The following is a 22,058-nucleotide window of genomic DNA, read 5'->3' on the forward strand; positions in this document are numbered from 1 at the left end:
GCTCGCAGGCTCGCTGGCGGCCCCGTCTCCTCCTGCAGAACACTGGCGCGCCCCGAGCCAACCCCCTGGGGTCGAGGCGGATTGAGCGGCCTTCCTTTCACCCCCTGGGGTTCACGCAGGGCTGTGTGTGCACCTTCAACCCCCTGTGGGTGCAGGTGGTGGCGCGCCCCGAGCCAACCCCCTGGGGTCGAGGCGGATTGAGCGGCCTTCCTTTCACCCCCTGGGGTTCACGCAGGGCTGTGTGTGCACCTTCAACCCCCTGTGGGTGCAGGTGGTGGCGCGCCCCGAGCCACCCCCCCAGTGGTCCCGCACGCAGGACACCCCACGAGGGGACCATCATGGCCACGCACCCGCCCCTGGGCCGACCTCAACCCCAGGGGGTCGGGCGTACACACATCGGCCTGCGCCAACCCCAGGGGGGGTAGACGCCAGCGGTTGCGCCCACGGCCACCCCAGGGGGTTGATCCGGGCCAAAGCGAGGAACGAGCGGAGGCCCAAAGCAAGTAGGGAGTGAGGGGCGCACCGGGGCCTGCAGGAGGAGTCTCTGCCGCCAGCGAGCTTGCGAGCCAGGCAGTAGCGACGACGAAGGACCCGGTGTGAAGCGCCCCGAATGCGAAGGGCCCGCCACCGATGGTGACGGGCCCTTCTTCGTGACGTTCCGTACTGTGCGCGCCTACCCCCCAGCGGGCGCACGGCCGGTACGTCGGTCCTCTGTGGCCGAGGGGCTCGCACCCGCTCTGGCCTGCCGGTTCTCACCGGCGTGTCTCCACCATAGGTCAAAGTTCGCGAAAGGTGCGAATCCTGCCCACGTGTCTTACGTCGCACCCGGACGGGGTCTCCCTCACCCGGGGTGCCCATACTCCCACCCACAGAGACCGGTTGTCCGACGAACACGGTAAACACCCTGAGAAAGTTCTGCGACGCCCCGTGTCCGAAGACCCCAAACGACGCTTTCCGCCGCAATCCCGTTCCCGGCCCGTGGCACGACGACGCCCGGGCGCCCCTCTCAGGGGCGCCCGGGCGTGGTGAAGGTCACCCGGCCCGCCGGCTCAGGACGGACCGCGCGGCGCGCCTAGGCCAGGCGCTTGCTCAGGTTCTCGTCCAGCGCGGCGAGGAACTGCTCGGTGGTCAGCCACTCCTGGTCCTTGCCGATCAGCAGGGCGAGGTCCTTGGTCATCTGGCCGCCCTCGACGGTCTTGACGACGACGTCCTCGAGGGTGTTGGCGAACTCGACGACCTTCGGGGTGTTGTCCAGCTTGCCCCGGTGGTCGAGACCGCGGGTCCACGCGAAGATGGAGGCGATCGGGTTGGTCGAGGTCGGCTTGCCCTGCTGGTGCTGGCGGTAGTGACGCGTCACCGTGCCGTGCGCGGCCTCGGCCTCGACCGTGCGGCCGTCGGCGGTGCGCAGCACCGAGGTCATCAGGCCGAGCGAGCCGTAGCCCTGCGCGACGGTGTCGGACTGCACGTCACCGTCGTAGTTCTTGCAGGCCCAGACGTAGCCGCCCTCCCACTTGAGCGCCGCGGCGACCATGTCGTCGATCAGGCGGTGCTCGTAGGTCAGTCCGGCGGCGTCGAACTTCTCCTTGAACTCGGTGTCGAAGATCTCCTGGAATACGTCCTTGAACATGCCGTCGTAGGCCTTGAGGATCGTGTTCTTGGTGGACATGTACACCGGGTAGTTGCGGTCCAGGCCGTAGTTCAGGCTGGCGCGCGCGAAGTCCTCGATGGACTTGCGGTAGTTGTACATGCCCATCGCGACACCGCCCCCCTCGGGGAAGTTCGCGACCTCGAACTCGACCGGCTCGCTGCCGTCGGCCGGGGTGTAGGTCATGGTGACCGTTCCGGGGCCGGGGACCTTGAAGTCGGTGGCCTTGTACTGGTCACCGTGGGCGTGGCGGCCGATGATGACGGGCTTGGTCCAGCCGGGGACCAGGCGCGGCACGTTCTCGCAGATGATCGGCTCGCGGAAGACGACGCCGCCGAGGATGTTGCGGATGGTGCCGTTGGGCGACCGCCACATCTTCTTGAGGCCGAACTCCTCGACCCGGGCCTCGTCGGGCGTGATGGTGGCGCACTTGACGCCGACGCCGTGTTCCTTGATGGCGTTGGCGGCATCGACGGTGATCTGGTCGTCGGTGCGGTCGCGCTCCTCGATACCGAGGTCGTAGTACTTCAGGTCGATGTCGAGGTACGGGAGGATCAGCCGGTCCTTGATGAAGGACCAGATGATCCGGGTCATCTCGTCGCCGTCCAGCTCGACTACGGGGTTTTCGACCTTGATCTTGGCCATGGCTGTGTGGCTGTCCCTTCAGTCTGCGCCACCACCTCGTACGACGGGCCGGTCCCGGTTCGTGGCCGTTCCCAGGTCCGCGCGCGGCGTTGTCCCACGCCCGCCCGGCGTCCGTGCTGACCGGGGAGGCGGTGGCGTGTCGGTGTCGCGGTATCTCGACGTCAAGCTTATTCGACGCCTACGCGGACAGTTGCGGCGCCACCCATGCGAGGACGATCAGGAGCACCGCCATGCCGACGAGGGTGGTCAGGTCGATCCAGCGCCGGCGCACGGCGAGCATGCCGATCCAGTCCTTGGGCAGGAACAACCGGAACGCGGCGGCCAGCAGCAAAGCGCACGCGATGATCGCCGGGCCGCGTTTGAAGTAGGCCGCGGCCACGACCACGATGCCCGCGCCCAGCGCCGACATGACGAGGAAGTACGGAACCTGGGCGAGCCAGTCGGGTACCTCGGGACGCTTCTTTCGGGTCTCGTCAGGTGTCTCCGCGTCCGCCAACTCCGCCAACCCCGCTTCGTTCACCGTGTCCCGATCCGTTCGGATTCCGACCTGCCCGCGTGCCCCTCCCCGGTACCGCGGACGGGACCCCGGCACGGACGCGGTGGAACCGGGCGCCGACGCGGGAGAGACTCCACCATTGTAGGGACGAGTGTCACCACGCCCCTGCACTCACGGAATCGGACTCGCCGCCCCAGGCACACCGGGCGTCCGATACCCCCTTCCGATTCCGCCACAGAGCCGTATTCCCCGGCCTTGTCCGCCTAACTCCGGAGTAAGCGCGTAGAACCCGTACCAGCCGGGTAACCAAGCTTGGGATGAGTGCACCGGTGAGCGAGGACCACCCCCTATGAAGCCCACTCAACGCGCAGACCGCCCCTCCATCCCCCGACAGCCACCCATCTCCCCCCGCCGCCGCCCGCACCGGACACGCCAGCCCTATCCGGGAGGAGTCACCGTGGACGGGCCCTATCTCCGGGTGGAAGACACCGGGGACATCCACGCGCTCGCCGCCGAGGTCACCACCGTGGGCCGGGGCGAGGGCGCCGACATCCGGCTCAGCGATCCGAGCGTCTCCCAGCTGCATGCCGAACTCGTCCGGCGCGGCCCCTACGTCTACGTCGTCGACCTGGGGCTGTCGCGCAACGGCACCCGCGTCAACGGGCGCCCCATCGCCCGCCGCGTCCTGGAGGAGGGCGACGTGGTGAGCTTCGGCACCGCGCGCTGCCGCACCGGCGGGCTCCCCCGGGAGCAGATCAGCCCCGACGTCGAGCTGCGCCGCGGGGCGGCGCCCGAGCTCACCCGTCGCGAACTCGACGTGCTCACGGCCCTGTGCCGCCCGGCGCTGTCGGAGGAGGCGTTCGTCGCGCCCGCCACCGCCAAGGACATCGCCGAGGCGCTGGTGGTCACCGAGGCGGCGGTCAAGCAGCACCTGCTGCGCCTCTACCAGAAGTTCCGTATCCCCGAGGGGCAGAACCGTCGCACCCGCCTGGCCAACGAGGTCGTGGCCCTGGGGCTGGTGCGCCCGATGCCGGTCAGCGGATCCGCGCGCCGGGCCAGCTGACCGGGGTCGGACCACCGCGTGGGGCCGGTCCGCGCCTTCGGCCCCGATACGGCGGGGGCGGAGGCGCGTCGCACCTCCGCCCCCGCCCGACGCGCGGTCGGCGGTCAGCCCGCCTGGCGCTCGGCGGCCTCGACCACGTTGACGAGCAGCATGGCCCGGGTCATCGGGCCCACACCGCCGGGGTTGGGCGACATGAACCCGGCGACCTCGGGAACGTCCAGGGCGACGTCGCCCACCAGACCGTCGTCGGTGCGCGAGACGCCGACGTCCAGGACGGCCGCGCCGGGCTTGACCATGTCCTTGGTGATGAGGCCCGGTACGCCGGCGCCCGCGACGATGATGTCCGCGTCACGGGTGTGGGCGGCCAGGTCACGGGTGCCCGTGTGGCAGAGGGTCACCGTGGCGTTCTCCGACCGGCGGGTCAACAGCAGGCCGAGGGGCCGGCCCACGGTGACCCCGCGGCCGACCACGACCACCTCGGCGCCCCGGAGGGGCACGTCGTAGCGTCCGAGCAGCTCCACGATGCCGCGCGGGGTGCACGGCAGCGGCGCCTCCTGCATCAGCACCAGCTTGCCGAGGTTGGAGGGCTGGAGGCCGTCGGCGTCCTTGACCGGGTCGATCAGGCCCAGCACCCGGTTCTCGTCCAGGCCCCGGGGCAGGGGAAGCTGCACGATGTACCCCGTGCACGCGGGGTCCTCGTTCAGCTCGTGGACGGCCCGCTCCACGTCCTCCTGCGTGGCGTCCGCCGGCAGGTCGCGGCGGATGCTGGCGATGCCCACCTGTGCGCAGTCGCGGTGCTTGCCGCGCACGTAGGAGTGACTGCCCGGGTCGTCGCCGACCAGGACGGTGCCCAGCCCCGGGGTGATCCCCCGGTCCTTGAGCTTGGCCACCCGCTCGGCGAGCTCACCGCGGATGGTCTTCGCGACGGCCTTGCCGTCCAGAACGGTCGCGCTCATAGGTCTGCCCCTCGTTCTAGTGGAAGAAGTGGCGGGTACCGGTCAGGTACATGGTCACCCCGGCGGCCTTGGCCGCGGCGATGACCTCCGCGTCGCGCACGGAGCCGCCCGGCTGGACGACGGCGCTCACACCGGCCTCGGTCAGGATCTCCAGCCCGTCGGGGAACGGGAAGAAGGCGTCGCTGGCGGCCACGGAGCCGGACACGCGGTCACCGGCGCGGGTGACCGCCAGGCGGGCCGAGTCCACCCGGTTGACCTGGCCCATGCCCACGCCGACGGTCGCGCGGCCGGCGGCCAGCAGGATGGCGTTGGACTTGACGGCGCGTACGGCCTTCCACGCGAAGGCGAGGTCGGCGAGGGTGTCCTCGTCGGCCGGGGTTCCGGTGGCCAGGGTCCACGTCGCGGGGTCGTCGCCCTCGGCGTCGATCGCGTCCCGGGACTGGACGAGCAGGCCGCCGCTGATCTGGCGGTTCTCCACGCCCGTGCCGAATCCGGTGTTCTCCGCGACCAGCAGCCGGATGTTCTTCTTGCGGGTGAGCGTCTCCACCGCGGCCGGTTCGAAGCCCGGCGCGACGACGACCTCGGTGAAGATCTCCGCGATCTGCCCGGCCAGCTCGGCGCCGACGGTGCGGTTGGTGGCGATGACGCCGCCGAACGCCGAGACCGGGTCGCAGGCGTGGGCCTTGCGGTGGGCCTCGGCGTTGTCCGCGCCGACCGCGATGCCGCAGGGGTTGGCGTGCTTGATGATGGCCACGCACGGCTCGTCGAAGTCGTGGGCGGCGCGCAGGGCGGCGTCGGCGTCCACGTAGTTGTTGTAGGACATGGCCTTGCCGTGCAGCTGCTCGGCCCCGGCCAGCCCCGACGCGGGGGCGCCCGCGACCGTGTACAGCGCGGCCTTCTGGTGCGGGTTCTCGCCGTAGCGCAGGACGCTCTCGCGCTCGTAGCCGATGCCGAGGTAGCCCGGCCAGCCCGAGTCCGCGGCCTCCCCGTCGGGGGCGTAGGACCCGGCGAACCAGGAGGCGACCGCCGCGTCGTAGGTCGCGGTGTGCTGGAAGGCCAGCCCGGCCAGGCTCTTGCGCTGCTCCAGGGTGAAGCCGCCGTCGCGGACCGCCTGGAGGGTGGCGCCGTAGCTCGCCGGGTCGACCACGATCGCGACGCTGCCGTGGTTCTTGGCGGAGGCGCGCACCATCGCGGGACCGCCGATGTCGATCTTCTCGATGCAGTCGGCCTCGGAGGCTCCCGAGGCGACCGTGTCCTGGAAGGGGTAGAGGTTGACCACGACCAGGTCGAAGGGGGCGATACCCAGCTCCTCGATCTTGGCGACGTGGTCGGGCTTGCCGCGGTCGGCGAGGAGTCCGGCGTGCACGTGGGGGTGCAGGGTCTTGACCCGGCCCTCCATGATCTCGGGGAAGCCGGTGACGTCCTCGACGTTGGTGACGGGGACGTCGGCGTCGCGCAGCTTCGCGGCGGTGGAGCCGGTGGAGACGATCTCCACGCCGGCCTCGGCGAGGCCGGTGCCCAGCTCCTCCAGGCCGGTCTTGTCGTACACGCTGATCAACGCACGCCTGATGGCCTGCTGGGTCACCGGTTCTCCTTCGTGTCGGTCGCGTCGCTGACGCTGTGCTCTGTGCGGCCGGGCGCGGTCCGACCGAACCGCACGTGCCTGCCGTCGATGGTCCAGCCCTCGCGGGCGAGCCTGCCGACCGTGTCGACCAGCATCTCGCGCTCCACGGCCTTGATGCGCTCGTGGAGGCTGGACTCGTCGTCATCGTCCTCGACGGGCACGGCGACCTGGTCGATGATCGGACCGGAGTCGACGCCCTCGTCGAGGAAGTGGATGGTGGTGCCGGTCACCCGGACACCGTGGGCGAGCGCGTCACGGACGGCGTGCGCGCCGGGGAAGGAGGGCAGCAGCGCGGGGTGGATGTTGACCGCCGGGTGGCTGCCGACGACGTCGGGGCCGAGGATGCGCATGAATCCGGCGGAGACCACCAGGTCGGGCTCGAACGCGTCGATCCGCTCGGCCATCGCCTCGTTCCACTTGCCGCGGTCGGGGTGGTCGCGGAAGTTGACGACGAACGTGGGCACGCCGGCCGCTCTGGCCAGTTCGATCCCACGGGTTCCCTCACGGTCGGATCCCACGGCCGCGACCCGCACGCCGTAGGCGGGGTCCTGGGCCGCTTCCAGCAGGGCGGCCATGTTGCTGCCCGTGCCCGATATGAGGATGACCACTCGCGCGGACAAATGCTTCTCCCAGGTGTCGTAGAGAACGGTGCGGGAGAGACCTCCCGCGTCCGGGGGCGCCGGGGGACGGCGCAGCATCCGGAGGAACAGGGACACCCGGCACGGAGCCCGGACCTGAGCCGGACCGCACCGCGGACGTCGTTCGGGGTGGCCCGCCTCCCCCGCGAAGCCGCCCCTGTGGGCGCTGTCGGGCGTCGGGCGGGCCGACCGGGCCCGTCCGCGTCCCAACCCTATCGGGCCCGGTAGCGTCTACCCCACGGGGACCACACGTTTCGGGAACCCCGCCGCGAACCGACCGGAGACCCGGGCCCCTTCGGGGTCCCGGTACCGGATACGCTCCCGCGCAGGCGGAAGCGGACCATGACGCCCTGGGGGCGTCCCTAAGGAGTGAACCTGTGACCGACAACAGCCCTGAGCCCCGGACGGACGGGCAGCCTCCCCGGATGGAACGCGGCGGCCTGTGGGGGCTGTTCTTCGGGATGGCCGGGCTGCTGCTCCCGCCCTACGGGGCGGTCCTGTCGGTGTTCGGCGTGGTCCAGGGCTTCCGGGCGCGACGGGCCGCGCGGGCCAACGGCACGACCGCTCCGGGAGCGATCCTGAGCGTGGCCTTCGGCCTGGCGGGCCTGGTGCTCTCGGGGACGATGGCCGCCGTGGCGATCGCCTACCAGGACGAGGTCGCCGACTACCGCTCCTGCTCGGCACTGGCCCACACGGTCGCCACGCAGGCCGAGTGCGACGAGGCCTGGGAGGAGTCGACGGGCCTGCCGCCCACCGCCGTCGGCTGGTGAGGCGGGCCCACACCACACGGCCTCCGAGGGGCGGCGGGAGTTCTCCCGCCGCCCCTTCTCGTGCCGTACGCCTGACGGCTCCGCCCGTGGAAGCCGATTCCGGTCATTCCTCCTAGTGGAAACGGCTGTTTCCCAAAGCGTCAGGCACCCCCAAAGGGACTACACTTAGTATGCAATCGTTCACTAAAAGTGTTGCCTATGCGCGTGCGGAGAGGACCCGATGGACACCGAGACCCCCGGCTCGTCCGGACCGGAACTAAAGGAGTACACCGCTCTTCTGCGCCGCCGCCTGCGGCTGGTGGCCGTCGGTGTGCTCGGCGGACTGGTCCTCGCCACGGCCGCGGTGCTCACGGTGCCCCCCACGTACACCTCGACGGCGGCGGTCCAGGTCCGGCCGACCGGGGTGGCCGAACTCACCGGGGAGCGCTCCGGACGCGTGGCCGGAGACGTCAACCTCGACACCGAGGCCCAGATCGTGCTCTCCGACCAGGTCGCGTCCCAGGTCGCCGCAACGCTCGCCGAGTCCGGCGGAGCCGCACCCGAGACCGACGACCTGCGTGAACGGGTCGACGTGACGGTGCCGCCCAACAGCAACGTGCTGGAGATCCACTACACCGCCGGCAGCGCCGAGAGCGCGCGCACGGGCGCCGACGCCTACGCGCAGGCCTACCTGGACCGGCGCGAGGAGCAGGTGCGCGAGCTCGTGGGCTCCCAGCTCGACGCGCTGCGCGCGGAGCAGGAGGCCCGCTACGAGTCGCTGGCCGAACTGGTCGCCGAGAGCGCCGGGGCGACCGCCTCGGCCCAGGCCGGCGCGGACGCCCGGGCCGAGGCGCTGCGGGCCGAGATCGCCGAACTGGGCAACGGCATCAGCCCGCTCGGCGCGCTCCAGGAGACCATCGTCCCGGGCCAGGTCATCACTCCGGCGTCGGCGCCGGAGGGCCCCACCTCCCCGATCCCCGCGCTGTGGCTGCTGGGCGGGGCCGCGCTCGGCCTCCTGGCGGGCCTGCTCGCGGCCGTGGCCCGCGACCGCCTCGACCCGCTCCTGCGCGACACCGAGGAGACCCCGCGGATCAGCGGGGTCCCGGTGCTGCTCGACCTGTCCGGGGACCGGCGCTCCGAACGCGCGGTCGGGCTGCTCGGCGACGACGAGGCCGACGGCCAGCGCGCGAACGAGGCCGCGCACCTGGTCCGCACCCGGCTCGCCCCGGTCGGCGACACCGGCCCCGTGGCCGAGGACGCCGAGTCCGATGACTCCGACGGGCCCGCGCCCGGACGGATCCTGTTCACCGCCGCCACCACACCCGGACGGGCCGGGGCGGTCGCCGCGGTCAACCTGGCCGCCGCTCTGGCCCGCACCGGCGCTCAGACGCTGCTGGTGTGCGTCGACCCGCGGACCGCGTCCGTCAACGGACTGCTGGGGCTGACGGACGGGCCCGGCCTGACCGAGGCGCTGGTCGAGGGCGAGGACCCCGCCGGGCTCACGGTGCGGCCCGACGCCGCGCCGCTCCTGCGGGTCCTGCGCCACGGCTCCGCCGACCTGGACGCCCCCGTACGGGGTACGGCTATGGAGGACCTGCTGCACCTGCTGCGCTCCGCCGCCGAGTACGTCGTCGTCGCCCTGCCGGCGGCCAGTGAGCGCGCGGACGCCCACGCCCTGGCCGGGACCGCCGACCTGCTTCTTCCGGTGGTCGAGCTGGGCCGCACGCACCGCGCGGCCCTGACCGGGCTCGTCGGGACCGCCGACCGCTTCGGCGCGGCCGTCCCCGGCACGGTCGTCCTGCCCCGCCAGCCGCGCACCGACGAGTCCGTGCCCGCCTCCGTGCGCACCGCCGACGCCCCGGACACGACCGCCCCCGACCGCCCGGCCGATGCCGACGGGGCGCCGTCCGCCGAGTCGAAGGCTCCCTCCGCCGAGAAGGCGGACGCGCCCTCCGCCGAGTCGAAGGCTCCCGCCGCCGAGAAGGCGGACGCGGCGGCCGGGGAGGAGGCGAAGGCGTCGGACGACGGGAAAGACGGGAAAGCGGACGCGCCGGACGCGAAGGCCGAGGACTCCGGCCACGACGAGCAGGTGAGCGCGACCGTGGGAACCGAGGAAGCGGCGGCCGCCGGCACCGAGGCCGGGCGCCGATGACACGGCGTTCGCCCGACAGCGCTCCCGTGACGACGCACCGGCCGACCGCCGGCACCGGCGTCGACGTCGGTGCGGACCGGGTCACCGGGTGGCCGCTGCTGTGGCTGTTGGCCGGATATCCGCTGTGGTGGGCGCTGGGGCTGGGCCAGTTCGCGTACTGGCTGTTCGCGGTACCGATGGCCGCCGAACTGGTGCGCCGCCACCGGACGGTCGGGCTCAGGGTGCCGCCGGGGTTCTGGCTGTGGGCGCTGTTCCTGGTGTGGACGGTGCTCGGACTGCTCGTGGTCCCGATGGACCTGCCCGGAACCGTGCCCGGCAGCGGCGGCTACGCCGGAGCGCTCCTGCGGGTGGTCAACTACCTGGTGCTGACCGTCCTGCTGCTGTACGTCGGCAACCTGTCCGAGCGCGAACTGCCCACCCGCCTCGTGCTGTGGGCGCTGTCGCTCCTGTGCGTGGCCACCATCGCCGGCGGCTACCTCGGAATGCTCGCGCCCCGCTTCGAGTTCACCGCTCCGGCGGAGTACCTGCTCCCGGGCTCCCTGGCGGGCGACCCCTACATGCAGGCGCTCATCCACCCGGCGTCGGCACAGGTCATGGACATCTTCGGCTACGAGTCCGCCCGGCCCAAGGCGCCCTGGGAGTACACCAACCTCTGGGGCTACATGCTGTCCCTGCTGCTGGTGTGGATGCTGGTGGCGTGGTCGGTCCACGGCACGGGATGGGTGCGCTGGGGTGCGCTCGCGGCCGCCGCCCTGTCCGTCGTTCCGATCGTCTACTCGCTCAACCGCGCCCTGTGGATGGGGCTGGCACTCTCCCTGGCCTTCGCGGCGGTCCAGGCGCTGCGCCGGGGGCGGGTGGCGCTGGTGGGCGGCTGCGCCGTCCTGACCGCGGTGGCGCTGCTGGTCCTGGCCGCCTCTCCCCTGGCGGACGTCGTGCGCACCCGCGCCGACAACCCGCACAGCGACGACGGGCGGGCCGCCACCAACGCCCAGTCCGTGGCTGCCGCGGACCAGTCACCGGTCCTGGGTTGGGGCACCACCCGCGAGGGGCAGGGCAGCGAGCAGTCCATCGCGATCGGCCCCAGCGCCGAGTGCCCCACGTGCGGCCACCACGTGATCGGCAACGCCGGTCAGCTGTGGATGACCCTCATCGCGAACGGCTGGGTCGGCACCGCGTTCTTCCTCTCCTTCTTCGCGGTCACCGCCTGGCGACACCGCTCGGTGACCACCCCGGTCGGGCAGGCCGCGCTGCTCACCGTGCTGCTGCTGTTCTGGTACATGCTCTTCTATGTCGCGCTGATGTCTCCGCTGGCCGTCACCGTCATCGCCGTCGCCCTGCTCTGGCGCGGCGGAACGGCGCTGCCGGCCGGGGCCTCCGCGCGCCGCCACGGAGGTCGATGGTGAACACTGAGACGACCTACCTCACGGACGTGGCAGCCGTGCTGTGGCCGTGCGGCGGCCTGCTCGGCCCCGACGACGGGAGCGTGCGCAGGCTGGTCCGCCGCGATCGGGGCAGCCAGTACCTGCCGGTGCCCAACGCCCAGAACCCGCGCGTGATCCTGCCCGCGCACAACCGGTGGGCGGCGGCGCGCGGGATCGCCTCGTTCGCCCAGGGCCACTCGTTCACCGAGCGGCTCCGCACACTGCTGCTGACCGGCGCCTTCGCCACCGGCCTGGCCCCGCTGCTGCTGCGCGACCGGCTGTACGTGGGAGCCGGTCCCGGGATCGAGCACGCGCTCACCGCGGCTCTGGACCGCGACCTGGCGATCGCCATCCACGTCGGCCCGCCGCGGGCCAACCGCAAGCCGGTCCTGCTGCTCCTGAGCCCCGCCGGGCGCACCATCGGCTACGCCAAGGTGGCCATCAACGAGCTCACCGCTCGCCTCGTGCGCGCCGAGACCCGGGCGCTGCACCACCTGGCCGGCGCGCGGCTCAAGGACGTGACCGTGCCGCGCCTGCTGTACGAGGGCGAGTGGAACGGCCAACCGCTGCTCGTCCAGGAGGCCCTGCCGGTGGGCGACCAGACCGACCGCCCCACCCGCCGCCAGCTGCTGCGCTGCGTGATCCAGATCGTCCACCTGGCCCGGGTCCGCGAGCGGTTCCTGTCCGCCAGCCCGTACCGGCGTGTCCTGGAGGAGCGGATCGTGGCGCTGGGCGCCCGCCCCGAGGCGGCCCCGCTGCGAGCGGCCCTGCGGCGCCTGCCCGACGTACGCGTCCCGTTCGGGGCCTGGCACGGCGATCTGACCCGCTGGAACATCGCCAGCACGTCCCGGCGCGCCTTCGTGTGGGACTGGGAACGGTTGGCCCTGGACGCCCCCGTGGGATTCGACGCCCTGCACTACGACCTCAACGAGTGCGTGCAGGCGGGCGTGCACCCCGGGGTGCACCGGTGGCTGGACAGCGGGTCCCGGCTCCTGCGCGACCCGCTGATCAGGGACACCGGGCTACGCGCCCACGCGGTCTCCACCGTGATGGCGCTCTACCTGATCGACCTGGCCACCCGGTACCTGCACGACCGCCAGTCCGAGTGCGGAGGCCACCTGGCCTCCGTCGACGACTGGCTGCTGCCCGCCCTGGACGGCCTCCAGGAGAGGGCCGTACACGAGGCCTCCCACGCCGACGACCCCCCGCTGGGCGCGGTGTGACCCCCGCCCGGGAGGGCCACAGCCCCCGGGGTCCCGGTGACGGCCCCGCGGCGCGCCCGTACTCCGCGGGCCGGGGGCGCGACCGGAGCGAGGAACGCCCCCCAGCACGAACGAGGCCGGAGAGTACGGGTCTCCCGGCACCCAGAGCACGCGTCCGCGCCCACGAGGACGCCGGACGACACCGAACAGAAAGGATCCAGCGATGCCCAGGGACCGCTCCCCTGTCCCCCTCCGGCGCCTCGCCGAGCACGGACGCCGTGCCCTGCTACCCCTGTCCGACGGCTGGGGGGCGGTGACCGCCCCGGCCCGGGCCCTGCCCGACTTCCTCATCTGCGGCGCCCAGCGCGCGGGCACGACCTCGCTGTTCAAGGCGCTGTCCCTGCATCCCGCCGCCACCGGGCCCACCCTGCGCAAGGGGGTGCACTACTTCGACACGGGCTACCGGGGCGGCCTCGACCGCTACCGTGCGCACTTCCCGGCGCGGGCGCGGCTGCGCGCCCGCGCCGGGCGGCCCCGGGTCCGGGTCTTCGAGTCCAGCCCCTACTACCTGTTCCACCCCCTGGCCGCCGAGCGCATCGCCCGTGACCTGCCCTGGGTACGGGTCGTGGTGATCCTGCGCGACCCGGTGGAGCGCGCCTACTCCGCGCACGCCCACGAGAGCGCCCGCGGGTTCGAGGACCAGCCGTTCGAGAAGGCTCTGGAGCTGGAGTCCCAGCGCCTGTCGGGAGAGGAGGAGCGGCTGGTGGCCGACCCCGCCTACCGCTCCCACGCCCACCAGCACCACGCGTACGTCGCGCGCGGACGGTACGTCGACCAGCTCACCCGGATGGAGGGGCACCTGGGCCGGGACCGCCTGCACGTGGTGGACCACGCCGACCTGTTCGACGGAACCGCGCACGCCCTGGCCGGGATCGAGCGCTTCGTGGGACTGCCGCCCGGGCCGGGTCAGAGCCCGGGGCGGCACAACGCGCGCGGCCGTGATCGGATGCCGGAGTCCCTGCGCGACGATCTCGCCGAGCGGTTCGCCGACAGCGACGCCCGGCTGGCCGAGTGGTGGGGCCGGACACCGTCATGGCGACGGTGACCACGGCGGCGGACGGCGGTTCGCGCGCCCTGCGGCGCGTTCTGCGCGGCGGGGTCGTCAACCTCGTGGGCACGACCGTGGGCGCGGTCCTCAACCTCGCCCTGATCGTGATGATCACGCGGGCCCTCTCCCAGGAGACGGCCGGACTGCTGTTCGCGGCGACGTCGGTGTTCATGGTCGCGGCCGCGGTGGCGAACGTGGGCGCGCCGGACGGGCTGGTGTACTTCATCGCGCGCATGCGGGTGTTCGGGCGCGCCGACGGGGTCGGTCGGCTGCTGCGGCTGGCCATGGGGCCCACGGTGGCCGCGGCGTGCCTGCTGGGGCTGGCGCTGCTGGTGTTCGCCGATCCGATGGCGCGGGCGCTGGGCACCGACGAGGCCGCCACGTACCTGCGGCTGCTGGCGCTTTTCCTGCCGTTCGCGGTCCTGACCGACACGGCGCTGGCGGCGACGCGCGCCCACCACGACATGGCGGGGACGGCCGTCGTGGAGAAGGTGGGGCGGCCGCTGGCGCAGGTGGTGCTGGTGGGGGCGGTGGCGCTGAGCGGCGCGGGAGGGCTGCTGGCGCTGTCGTGGGCGGGTCCGTACCTGCCCGCGGCGGTGGTGGCGTGGTTCTGGCTGGGGCGCGTCCTGCGCCGGGCCGCCCCCGTGGAGGAGGCCGCCCCGCCGGACGGCGCACCGGCCCGGGAGGTGACTCCGCGCGCCTTCTGGACCTTCGCGCTGCCCAGGGCGGTGGCCGGGGTGGCCCAGATGGGGATCCTGCGCGGCGGCGTGATCCTGGTGGCGATGCTCAGCGGGCTGGCGGGCGCCGCCGTGTTCACGGCGGCGACGCGGGTGATGGCCGTGGGCCAGTTCGGCACGCAGGCGGTCCTGGACGCGGCGCAGCCCCGGTTCGCCGAGCAGATCGCCACCGGCGACCACGCGGGGGTACGCGGGTTGTACCAGGTGGCGACGGGGTGGTTGGTGTGCCTGACATGGCCGCTGTACCTGGGGGCCCTGGTGTTCGCGCCCGAGGTGATGCGGCTGTTCGGGCCGGAGTACAGCACGGGTGCGGCGGCCCTGGTGGTGGTGTGCGCGGGCCAGTTGGCGGCCTCGGCCCTGGGGATGGGCGACCTGATCCTGGCGATGACGGGCCGCACCGGGCTCAACCTGCTGAACAACGTGCTGGCCCTGGTGGCCAACGTCGTGGCCTGCCTGGTGCTGGTGCCGGCCCTGGGAGCGACGGGCGCCGCCGCGGCCCTGGTCGGGTCGGTACTCCTGCGCCGGATGCTGCCGCTGTGGCAGTTGCGGTCCCTGGTGGTGCTGCACCCGTTCAGTCGGCCGGTGATGGCGGCGGCCGCCAGCGCACTGGTGTGGTTCGCCGCCCTGCCGGTGCTGCTGACGTGGGCCCTGGGCGACGGTCTGCTGACGCTGGCGGCGGCCGCGTGCACGGGAGCCCTGGGGCATCTGGCGACGGTGTGGTATCTGCGCGGCCCGCTGGAACTGGGTCCGATCCGCTGAGGAGCGGCGGTGGATCCTCCCAACCTCATCGATGATCACTCTTAGTTATGGGATGATGACGCCATGTTCGATCGACCGGTTCTCCTGGTGGCGTCCAGCGGGGGCCATCTCGCCCAGCTGTGCTCGCTCCGCCCCTGGTGGCGGGACAGGAAGCGCGTGTGGGTGACCTTCCGCACCCCCGACGCCGAGTCCGCGCTGGGCGGCGAGGAGGTGCACTGGGCCCACCACCCGACCACCCGCCACGTCGGCAACCTGCTCCGCAACACCTGGCTGGCACTGCGCGTCCTGCGCAGGCTCCGGCCGTCCGCCGTGGTCACGACCGGCGCCGGTGTGGCCCTGCCGTTCTTCGCCCTGGCCTGGCTGCTGCGGATCCCCACGGTCTACATCGAGGTCTACGACCGCATCGACACCCCCACCCTCACCGCCCGCCTGTGCCGTCCCTTCACCCGGCTGTCCCTCGCCCAGTGGGAGGAGCAGCGCTCGTTCATGCCCAGCGCCATCACGGTAGGACCGCTCCTGTGACCGAACAGACCACCACCGAGGCTCCGACGCCCGATGCCAGCGACCACCCCGACGTGGTGGTCAGCCTCGGGACGGACCACCACTCGTTCGACCGCCTGGTGCGGTGGATGGACGACTACGCCCGCCGCCACCGCGGCCTGCGCGTCCTCGTCCAGCACGGACACAGCACGCCGCCGAGGAAGGCCGACGGGACACCGTTCGTCCCGGGCGAGGAGCTGGGCGAACTGATGCGCCGGGCCCGCGTCGTGGTCACCCACGGCGGCCCCGGAACGATCCTCCAGGCGCGCGGGACGGGCCACCTGCCGATCGTGGTCCCCCGCGACCCCGAACTGGACGAGCACGTGGACGACCACCAGCTCCTCTTCGTCCAACGGCTGGAGGACACCGAGCGGGTGCGCTCGTGCACCACCCCGCAGCAGTTGGCCGGGCTCATCGACCGGGCGCTCGCCTCCCCCGACGAGTTCCGGGTGAGCGAGGACCGTCAGGACGGCCCCGACCGGGCGGCACTGCGCGCGGGCGCCCTCATCGACCTGCTGACCGGCCCCGACGAGGCCCCGGACTCCCGCGGACCGGGTGCCGCAGGGAGCGCGGCCACCGCGACGGCGGCCCCGGCCGCGGATCGGGCGTGGCCGGACGTGACCGTGGTCGTGCCCACCCGGGACCGCCCCGAACTGCTGCGACGCACGTTGGAGGCGATCCACGACCAGGACTACCCGGGCCGCATCACCGCGATCGTGGTGTTCGACAACGACCAGCCCGACACGGCTCTGGCCCGCGGCGGAGACGCCCGTCCGGTGCGCGTGGTCACCAACTCGATGACCCCGGGGCTGGCGGGCGCGCGCAACACCGGCGTCCTGGCCGCCGACACCGACCTCGTGGCCTTCTGCGACGACGACGACACCTGGCTGCCCGGCAAGCTCACCGCCCAGGTCAGGATCATGCTCGACGAGCCCGGCACCGAGATGGTGTGCTGCGGCATCCGGGTGGTCTACGACCGCGTCCAGGCGGAGCGGGTCCTGGACCGCACCAGCATCACCTTCGCGGACCTGCTGCGGTCCCGCCTGACCGAACTGCACCCCTCCACGTTCCTCATCCGCCGCCGGGCGATGATCGACGGCTGCGGGACCGTCAGCGAGGAGATCCCCGGCAGTTACGCCGAGGACTACGAACTACTGCTGCGCCTGGCCAGGCGTGCGCCGATCCGCAACATCCCCGAGCCGGGGGTGCGGGTCCTGTGGCACCGGCGCTCCTACTTCTCCGGGCGCTGGCAGACCATCGCGACCGCGCTGCGCTGGCTGCTGGAGCGCTATCCCGAGTTCCGCCTCGTCCCCCGCGGCTACGCGCGCGTGAGCGGCCAGATCGCCTTCGCGGAGGCCTCGGCGGGCCGCCGGGGCGCCGCGCTGCGGTGGATCGGCCGTACGCTGCGGCACCGGCCCGTGGAGGGGCGCGCGGCGCTGGCCCTGCTGGTGGTGTGCGGGGTGCCGCCCGCGTGGATCCTGCGGGTCCTGCACCTGCGCGGCAAGGGGGTCTGAGCGGAGCCGGCGCGGGCGGGGCGTTCGGCCGACCGCGACCCGGCCCCGCCGGGAACCGCCGTGGGCTCCCACGGGCCCGCCGGGGTTGCCGGGGCGCGTATCCGCCGGACACGTCCTAGTCGCGGCCGCCCGTGCCCTGGTCGCGTCCGTGGGCGTATTCCGCCAGGCGGCGGACCCGGTCGGGCAGGTTCACGTAGGGGTCCCGCCCGGCCATCTCGAAGCCCTGGCGGGCGTACCGGTTGGTACCGATCCGGAAGTCGCACCCCGCGGACACCTTGTTGTCCCAGACCTTGACCGCGCGGACCCGCTCGTACTCGCGCAGGACCCGGGGGATGTCGGCGTACCAGCGCAGCGTCTCCCGGGGCCCGATGGGCGTGGTGCCCATCTCCCCGATCATCACCGGTTTGTCGGGGTCGATGCCGTGCCGCGGCCCCTCTTCCTGGATCCACTCGTAGGCGGGGGCCAGCGCCTCCTCGAAGGAGTCCACGCCCTCCCAGTGCGGCATGGCGTCGCAGTTGGACATGTTGTACGCCTCCCAGCTGATCCAGTCGACGTAGTCGTTGCCGGGCCACAGGCCGGGGAGGCGGTCGAGGTTGCCCGGCCAGCCGGTCACGTTCCACACCCAGATGGCGTTGTCCGCGCCCTCCCCGCGGTACAGGTCGACGATGTGCCGCCAGCTGCGCACGAACTCCTGCGGCGTGCCGCGGTTGTTGTAGCGCTGCTTGCCGTCGGCCTCGTGGTCGAAGGTGACGAAGTACGGCACCCCCAGCTCCGCGATCCTGCGGGCCTGGGAGCGCAGGCTCTCGTCGAACCGCCCGGCGATGATCTCGCTGTAGTCGATGGCGGGGTGGCCCCGGCGGTTGAAGTGCCGCGCCTCGATGTTGGTGTGCACGAAGCGGCCCTCGGCGACCATGCGGCGCTCGCGTTCGCCCGGCACGTCGGCCTGGTCGATGCCGCGCCAGGTGTAGACGATGTCCATGTCGCGGCCGACGGCGGACTCCAGCGGTCCGATGTCGTCGCGGTAGGGGCTGGCGCCCCACCAGACACCGCAGCTCGGCTCCATGATGTCCGAGACCGTGCACGCGAGCTCGGCGGGCATGCCGAGGAACGACGCGGTGGGCGAACCGGGCCGGTGCACCGGGCGCTCGTCGAGGGCGGCCGCCCCCTCGGGTGCGTCACCCACTCCCGTCACCGTCAGCGCGACCGCCAGCGCGACCGCCGCCGTCATGCCCCGTACCGGTCCCCTGTCCACGATCAACGCCTCCAAGCGAGGTTAGACAACGCAGAGTACTCAGTTAATCACCAAAGGTTCGTTTGTGGGCGTGCGACATACCACCGGCATTCCGGACATCAGTATCCGTAACGCCGGAGCGAGGGCCTGGTCACCGCGCTGACCAGGTGCCGCCGCCAGGGCGCGAGCTCCCGCTGCCAGCCCTCGTCGGCCCGAACCCCGACCGGACCGTCCGCGAACCGCATGGGGTTGCCCGACACCGCGTGCCCCCGCGAGAACCGCACCCCGCCCGGCCCGAGGTCGAGCGGGCGCCCGGCGTGCCCCGCGAACGCGGCCACCCGGGCGAACTCCGCCTCCGGGTCCGCCACGAAGTCCTCGTAGCGCACGCGCAGCGTGGGCGTCCCCCGTCGGGCCAGGGCGTCCAGGGCCGCGTTCTGCGTCAGCCACTGGACCGCCGACCGGCCGGCGGAGTAGCGGGCCATCTCCGGCTCGCTGCTGTCGGGCGAGGCGTCCGGGCGGGCCCTCCGCTTGCCCCAGGAATGGGCGACCGCGCGGGGGTCGCGCACGATGTGCAGCAGGTGGAGGCTGGAGCCGTAGCGGCGGCGCAGACAGGCGGCGAGCGAGGCGTGCTTGCTGGCGTCCACCACGACGTGCGCGCCGCTGACCAGGCACACGGCCGAGTACAGGCGGTGGTAGAGCTCGATGTAGCGGTCGGCCCGCGCCGCCAGCACCCCGTCGCGCCCGATGTTGAGCAGGGCCGGGAGGTAGCGGGTCCGGTCGACGCCGTCCTTGAGCCGCAGGACCTCGTGGACGTCCAGGCGGTCCCAGCCGCCGAACGCCTCCTTGCCCACGTCGCCCCAGAAGCCGCAGTCGGCGAACGGGCTCCCGCAGCCGCAGCGCTCGTTCTCCAGCAGCCCGCGCCGCCACAGGTGCACGACCTCACCGATCGCGACGAAGCCCGGGAGCTCCCCGAGGAGCCGTTCGATCAGGGTCGAGCCGGAGCGGCCCATCCCGCCCACGAAGACCAGACGATAGTCATCCACCCGACCAGAGTATGACCATCCGTTATAGCGTACACACGAAACGCGACAATCGGTCCCGGAACGGAGACGGCCCGGGTCTGACGACGCTCGGGCGCCGCGGAACACGGAAGTCCCCGTGTTCGCGCCTGCCCCTCTTCACGGAGGCAGGCGGTCACACGGGGACTCCCGGAGGGCGTGCGCCCCCGTCGGCCCGACGGACACGCTCGGCCTAGTCGGCCTTGACGACCATGCCGGCGCCGACGGTCACGTTGGTGGCCTCGTCGATGAGGATGAACCCGCCGGTCTGGCGGTTCTTGCAGTACTCGTCCACGAACAGCGGCTGGGTCGCGCGCAGCCGCACCCGGCCGATCTCGTTGAGCGCGAGGTGGTCGGCCTGCTCGTCGCGGTGCAGTGTGTTGACGTCCAGCCGGTAGCGCAGGTCCTTGACCATGACCTTGGCGCTCCGGCTGGTGTGCTTGATGATGAGCTTGGAGCGCGGCGTGAGCTTGCGGGCGTCCGTCATCCAGCAGACCATCGCCTCCAGGTCCTGCGAGACCGCCGGCGAGTTGTTGGGCCGGCTGATCATGTCGCCCCGGGAGATGTCGATCTCGTCCTCCAGCAGGAGGGTGACCGACATCGGCGAGTAGGCCTCGGCGATCTCACCGTCCGCGGTGAGGATCTTGGCGATCCGCGTGGTCAGACCGGACGGCAGGTGGACGACCTCGTCGCCGGGCTTGAGCACACCGCCCGCCATCTGTCCCGCGTAGCCCCGGTAGTCGTGCAGCTCGGGGTCGACGGACTTGTGCGGCCGGATGACGTACTGCACGGGGAAGCGCGCGTCGATCAGGTTGCGGTCCGAGGCGATGTGCACGTTCTCCAGGTGGTGCAGCAGCGAGGGCCCGCTGTACCAGGACATGTTCTCCGAGCTGCTCACCACGTTGTCGCCGTGCAGGGCGGAGATCGGGATGAAGGTCAGGTCCGGCACGTCGAGCTTGGTCGCGAAGTCGGCGAACTCGGCCTTGATCTCCTCGAAGCGGTCCTGGGAGTAGTCGACCAGGTCCATCTTGTTCACCGCCAGCACCAGGTGCGGCACCTGGAGCAGCGTGGTGAGGAAGGCGTGGCGGCGGCTCTGCTCCTGCAGGCCCTTGCGGGCGTCCACCAGGATGATCGCCAGGTCGGAGGTGGAGGCACCGGTGACCATGTTCCGGGTGTACTGGATGTGCCCGGGGGTGTCGGCGATGATGAAGGTGCGCTTGGGCGTGGCGAAGTAGCGGTAGGCCACGTCGATGGTGATGCCCTGCTCACGCTCGGCGCGCAGGCCGTCGGTGAGCAGCGCCAGGTTGGTCTGTTCCTCGCCGCGCGCCGTGCTGGTGCGCTCCACCGCGTCGAGCTGGTCCTCGAAGATGGACTTGGAGTCGAACAGCAGTCGGCCGATCAGGGTGCTCTTGCCGTCGTCGACGGATCCCGCCGTCGCGAACCGCAGAATGTCGTTGTTCATGCTTGCCTGGTCCCTGGAGAAGAGGTTCGTGCGCCCGGAGCGCCGGGATGCGAGTCGTGGGCGGGGCCGAGGGTGTCCGGCGAACGCACCCCACCGGGGTGGGGCTCCGCCGGCCGCGCCCTAGAAGTAGCCCTCGCGCTTGCGGTCCTCCATGGCCGCCTCGCTGGTCCGGTCGTCCGCCCTGGTCTGTCCGCGCTCGGTGATCCGGGTCGCGGCGATCTCGGTGATGATGTCGTCCAGCTCCACCGCGGTGGACTTCACGGCGCCCGTGCAGGTGAGGTCGCCGACGGTGCGGTAGCGCACGGTCTCGGTGAACACGGTCTCGGTCTCGTCGCGCTGGATGAGCGGCGAGTCGGAGAGCAGGATGCCGTCCCGCTCGAAGACCCGGCGCTCGTGCGCGAAGTAGATGGAGGGCAGTTCCAGGCGCTCGCGGCGGATGTAGTTCCACACGTCGAGCTCGGTCCAGTTGGAGATCGGGAAGACCCGGATGTGCTCGCCCCGGTTGATCCGGGTGTTGAACACGCTCCACAGCTCGGGCCGCTGGTTCTTGGGGTCCCACTGGCCGAACTCGTCACGGAAGGAGAAGACGCGCTCCTTGGCGCGGGCCTTCTCCTCGTCGCGGCGGGCACCGCCGAAGGCGGCGTCGAAGCCGTTCTCCTCGATCGCCTCCAGCAGCGCGGAGGTCTGCAGGCGGTTGCGGCTCGCCCAGCGGCCGGTGGGCTCGCTGACCTTGCCCTGGTCGATCTGCTCCTGGACCGACGCCACCACCAGGCGGACCCCGGCCTGGGCCACCCGGCGGTCACGGAACTCGATGACTTCCTCGAAGTTGTGACCGGTGTCCACGTGCATGACGGGGAAGGGGATGGCACCGGGCCAGAAGGCCTTCTCGGCCAGGCGGAGCATCACGATGGAGTCCTTGCCGCCGGAGAAGAGCAGCACGGGCCGCTCGAACTCCGCGGCCACCTCGCGCATGATGAAGATCGCTTCGGCCTCGAGAACGTCCAGCTGGGAAAGCTGGTACCGCCCGGGTGCCTGCTGACTCGCCTGACCCATGAATC

General features: G+C 72.2%; 18 protein-coding genes. 9 read left to right on the forward strand and 9 right to left on the reverse strand.

The genetic code is table 11. The features are described 5' to 3' along the window. Nucleotides 1-1,072: 1,072 nt before the first annotated feature. Together M1P99_RS07090 and M1P99_RS07095 are read right to left on the reverse strand one after the other, a co-directional pair. Entirely contained in the window at nt 1,073-2,290 is a 1,218-nt protein-coding gene (locus M1P99_RS07090) for an NADP-dependent isocitrate dehydrogenase (RefSeq protein ID WP_304451858.1), read from the reverse strand. A 178-nt stretch (nt 2,291-2,468) separates the two neighbouring features. Beyond that, nucleotides 2,469-2,786, reverse strand: coding sequence for a DUF3017 domain-containing protein (locus tag M1P99_RS07095; protein ID WP_304455611.1), 318 nt, complete (start codon nt 2,784-2,786; stop codon nt 2,469-2,471). A 457-nt stretch (nt 2,787-3,243) separates the two neighbouring features. Here M1P99_RS07095 and M1P99_RS07100 point away from each other — a divergent pair, with 457 nt between their 5' ends. After that, complete coding sequence (locus M1P99_RS07100; RefSeq protein ID WP_304451859.1) at nt 3,244-3,849, forward strand: FHA domain-containing protein; 606 nt, start codon at nt 3,244-3,246, stop codon at nt 3,847-3,849. Between the two features lie 104 nt (nt 3,850-3,953). On the opposite strand, the gene M1P99_RS07105 is transcribed toward M1P99_RS07100, so the two are convergent. Genes M1P99_RS07105 through purN form a run of 3 tightly spaced genes read right to left on the reverse strand, consistent with a single transcriptional unit; the run spans nt 3,954 to nt 7,037 of the window. Then, entirely contained in the window at nt 3,954-4,805 is an 852-nt protein-coding gene (locus tag M1P99_RS07105) for a bifunctional methylenetetrahydrofolate dehydrogenase/methenyltetrahydrofolate cyclohydrolase (RefSeq protein ID WP_304451860.1), read from the reverse strand. Between the two features lie 16 nt (nt 4,806-4,821). Further along, complete coding sequence (gene purH / locus M1P99_RS07110; RefSeq protein ID WP_304451861.1) at nt 4,822-6,390, reverse strand: bifunctional phosphoribosylaminoimidazolecarboxamide formyltransferase/IMP cyclohydrolase; 1,569 nt, start codon at nt 6,388-6,390, stop codon at nt 4,822-4,824. Continuing rightward, nucleotides 6,387-7,037, reverse strand: coding sequence for a phosphoribosylglycinamide formyltransferase (gene purN, locus M1P99_RS07115; RefSeq protein ID WP_304455612.1), 651 nt, complete (start codon nt 7,035-7,037; stop codon nt 6,387-6,389). The genes purH and purN overlap by 4 nt, the downstream gene beginning before the upstream one ends. 407 nt (nt 7,038-7,444) lie before the next feature. Between purN and M1P99_RS07120 the strand changes: the two genes are divergently transcribed. The 8 genes from M1P99_RS07120 to M1P99_RS07155 all read left to right on the forward strand — a co-directional run bounded on the left by M1P99_RS07120 (nt 7,445) and on the right by M1P99_RS07155 (nt 17,249). Beyond that, nucleotides 7,445-7,837, forward strand: coding sequence for a DUF4190 domain-containing protein (locus M1P99_RS07120; protein WP_304451862.1), 393 nt, complete (start codon nt 7,445-7,447; stop codon nt 7,835-7,837). Between the two features lie 220 nt (nt 7,838-8,057). Continuing rightward, on the forward strand, nt 8,058-9,968 hold the full coding sequence (locus tag M1P99_RS07125; RefSeq protein ID WP_304451863.1) for a Wzz/FepE/Etk N-terminal domain-containing protein: 1,911 nt from the start codon (nt 8,058-8,060) through the stop codon (nt 9,966-9,968). 26 nt (nt 9,969-9,994) lie between these two features. Next, on the forward strand, nt 9,995-11,371 hold the full coding sequence (locus M1P99_RS07130) for an O-antigen ligase (RefSeq protein ID WP_304451864.1): 1,377 nt from the start codon (nt 9,995-9,997) through the stop codon (nt 11,369-11,371). Further along, a complete protein-coding gene (locus M1P99_RS07135) occupies nt 11,368-12,612 on the forward strand; it encodes a phosphotransferase (protein WP_304451865.1) in 1,245 nt (414 codons plus the stop codon). Before M1P99_RS07130 ends, M1P99_RS07135 begins: the two co-directional genes overlap by 4 nt. Nucleotides 12,613-12,814: 202 nt before the next feature. Beyond that, nucleotides 12,815-13,696 (forward strand): sulfotransferase domain-containing protein, encoded by an 882-nt coding sequence (locus M1P99_RS07140; protein ID WP_304451866.1) that lies wholly within the window; start codon nt 12,815-12,817, stop codon nt 13,694-13,696. Further along, complete coding sequence (locus tag M1P99_RS07145) at nt 13,684-15,195, forward strand: lipopolysaccharide biosynthesis protein (RefSeq protein ID WP_304451867.1); 1,512 nt, start codon at nt 13,684-13,686, stop codon at nt 15,193-15,195. Before M1P99_RS07140 ends, M1P99_RS07145 begins: the two co-directional genes overlap by 13 nt. Before the next feature lie 63 nt (nt 15,196-15,258). Beyond that, nucleotides 15,259-15,717, forward strand: coding sequence for a UDP-N-acetylglucosamine--LPS N-acetylglucosamine transferase (locus M1P99_RS07150; RefSeq protein ID WP_304451868.1), 459 nt, complete (start codon nt 15,259-15,261; stop codon nt 15,715-15,717). Next, on the forward strand, nt 15,714-17,249 hold the full coding sequence (locus tag M1P99_RS07155; protein ID WP_304451869.1) for a glycosyltransferase: 1,536 nt from the start codon (nt 15,714-15,716) through the stop codon (nt 17,247-17,249). The genes M1P99_RS07150 and M1P99_RS07155 overlap by 4 nt, the downstream gene beginning before the upstream one ends. Before the next feature lie 115 nt (nt 17,250-17,364). On the opposite strand, the gene M1P99_RS07160 is transcribed toward M1P99_RS07155, so the two are convergent. The 4 genes from M1P99_RS07160 to cysD all read right to left on the reverse strand — a co-directional run bounded on the left by M1P99_RS07160 (nt 17,365) and on the right by cysD (nt 22,053). After that, nucleotides 17,365-18,501: a glycoside hydrolase family 26 protein gene (locus M1P99_RS07160; RefSeq protein ID WP_304451870.1), complete on the reverse strand. Its 1,137-nt coding sequence runs from the start codon at nt 18,499-18,501 to the stop codon at nt 17,365-17,367. Nucleotides 18,502-18,599: 98 nt separating this feature from the next. Beyond that, nucleotides 18,600-19,490: a sulfotransferase gene (locus M1P99_RS07165; RefSeq protein ID WP_369696579.1), complete on the reverse strand. Its 891-nt coding sequence runs from the start codon at nt 19,488-19,490 to the stop codon at nt 18,600-18,602. A 241-nt stretch (nt 19,491-19,731) separates the two neighbouring features. Beyond that, entirely contained in the window at nt 19,732-21,000 is a 1,269-nt protein-coding gene (cysN, locus tag M1P99_RS07170) for a sulfate adenylyltransferase subunit CysN (protein ID WP_304451872.1), read from the reverse strand. Between the two features lie 120 nt (nt 21,001-21,120). Continuing rightward, a complete protein-coding gene (gene cysD, locus M1P99_RS07175) occupies nt 21,121-22,053 on the reverse strand; it encodes a sulfate adenylyltransferase subunit CysD (protein WP_304451873.1) in 933 nt (310 codons plus the stop codon). Nucleotides 22,054-22,058 lie beyond the last annotated feature (5 nt).

It is taken from the genome of Nocardiopsis sp. YSL2 (genome assembly GCF_030555055.1).
Taxonomy (GTDB): domain Bacteria; phylum Actinomycetota; class Actinomycetes; order Streptosporangiales; family Streptosporangiaceae; genus Nocardiopsis.

Coding starts and splice junctions, on each gene's coding strand:
- M1P99_RS07090 (WP_304451858.1), bottom strand. CDS start 2,290: ATGGCCAAGATCAAGGTCGAAAACCCCGTAGTCGAGCTGGACGGCGAC.
- M1P99_RS07105 (WP_304451860.1), bottom strand. CDS start 4,805: ATGAGCGCGACCGTTCTGGACGGCAAGGCCGTCGCGAAGACCATCCGC.
- M1P99_RS07125 (WP_304451863.1), top strand. CDS start 8,058: ATGGACACCGAGACCCCCGGCTCGTCCGGACCGGAACTAAAGGAGTAC.
- M1P99_RS07140 (WP_304451866.1), top strand. CDS start 12,815: ATGCCCAGGGACCGCTCCCCTGTCCCCCTCCGGCGCCTCGCCGAGCAC.
- M1P99_RS07145 (WP_304451867.1), top strand. CDS start 13,684: ATGGCGACGGTGACCACGGCGGCGGACGGCGGTTCGCGCGCCCTGCGG.
- M1P99_RS07150 (WP_304451868.1), top strand. CDS start 15,259: ATGTTCGATCGACCGGTTCTCCTGGTGGCGTCCAGCGGGGGCCATCTC.
- M1P99_RS07165 (WP_369696579.1), bottom strand. CDS start 19,490: ATGGGCCGCTCCGGCTCGACCCTGATCGAACGGCTCCTCGGGGAGCTC.
- cysN (WP_304451872.1), bottom strand. CDS start 21,000: ATGAACAACGACATTCTGCGGTTCGCGACGGCGGGATCCGTCGACGAC.
- cysD (WP_304451873.1), bottom strand. CDS start 22,053: ATGGGTCAGGCGAGTCAGCAGGCACCCGGGCGGTACCAGCTTTCCCAG.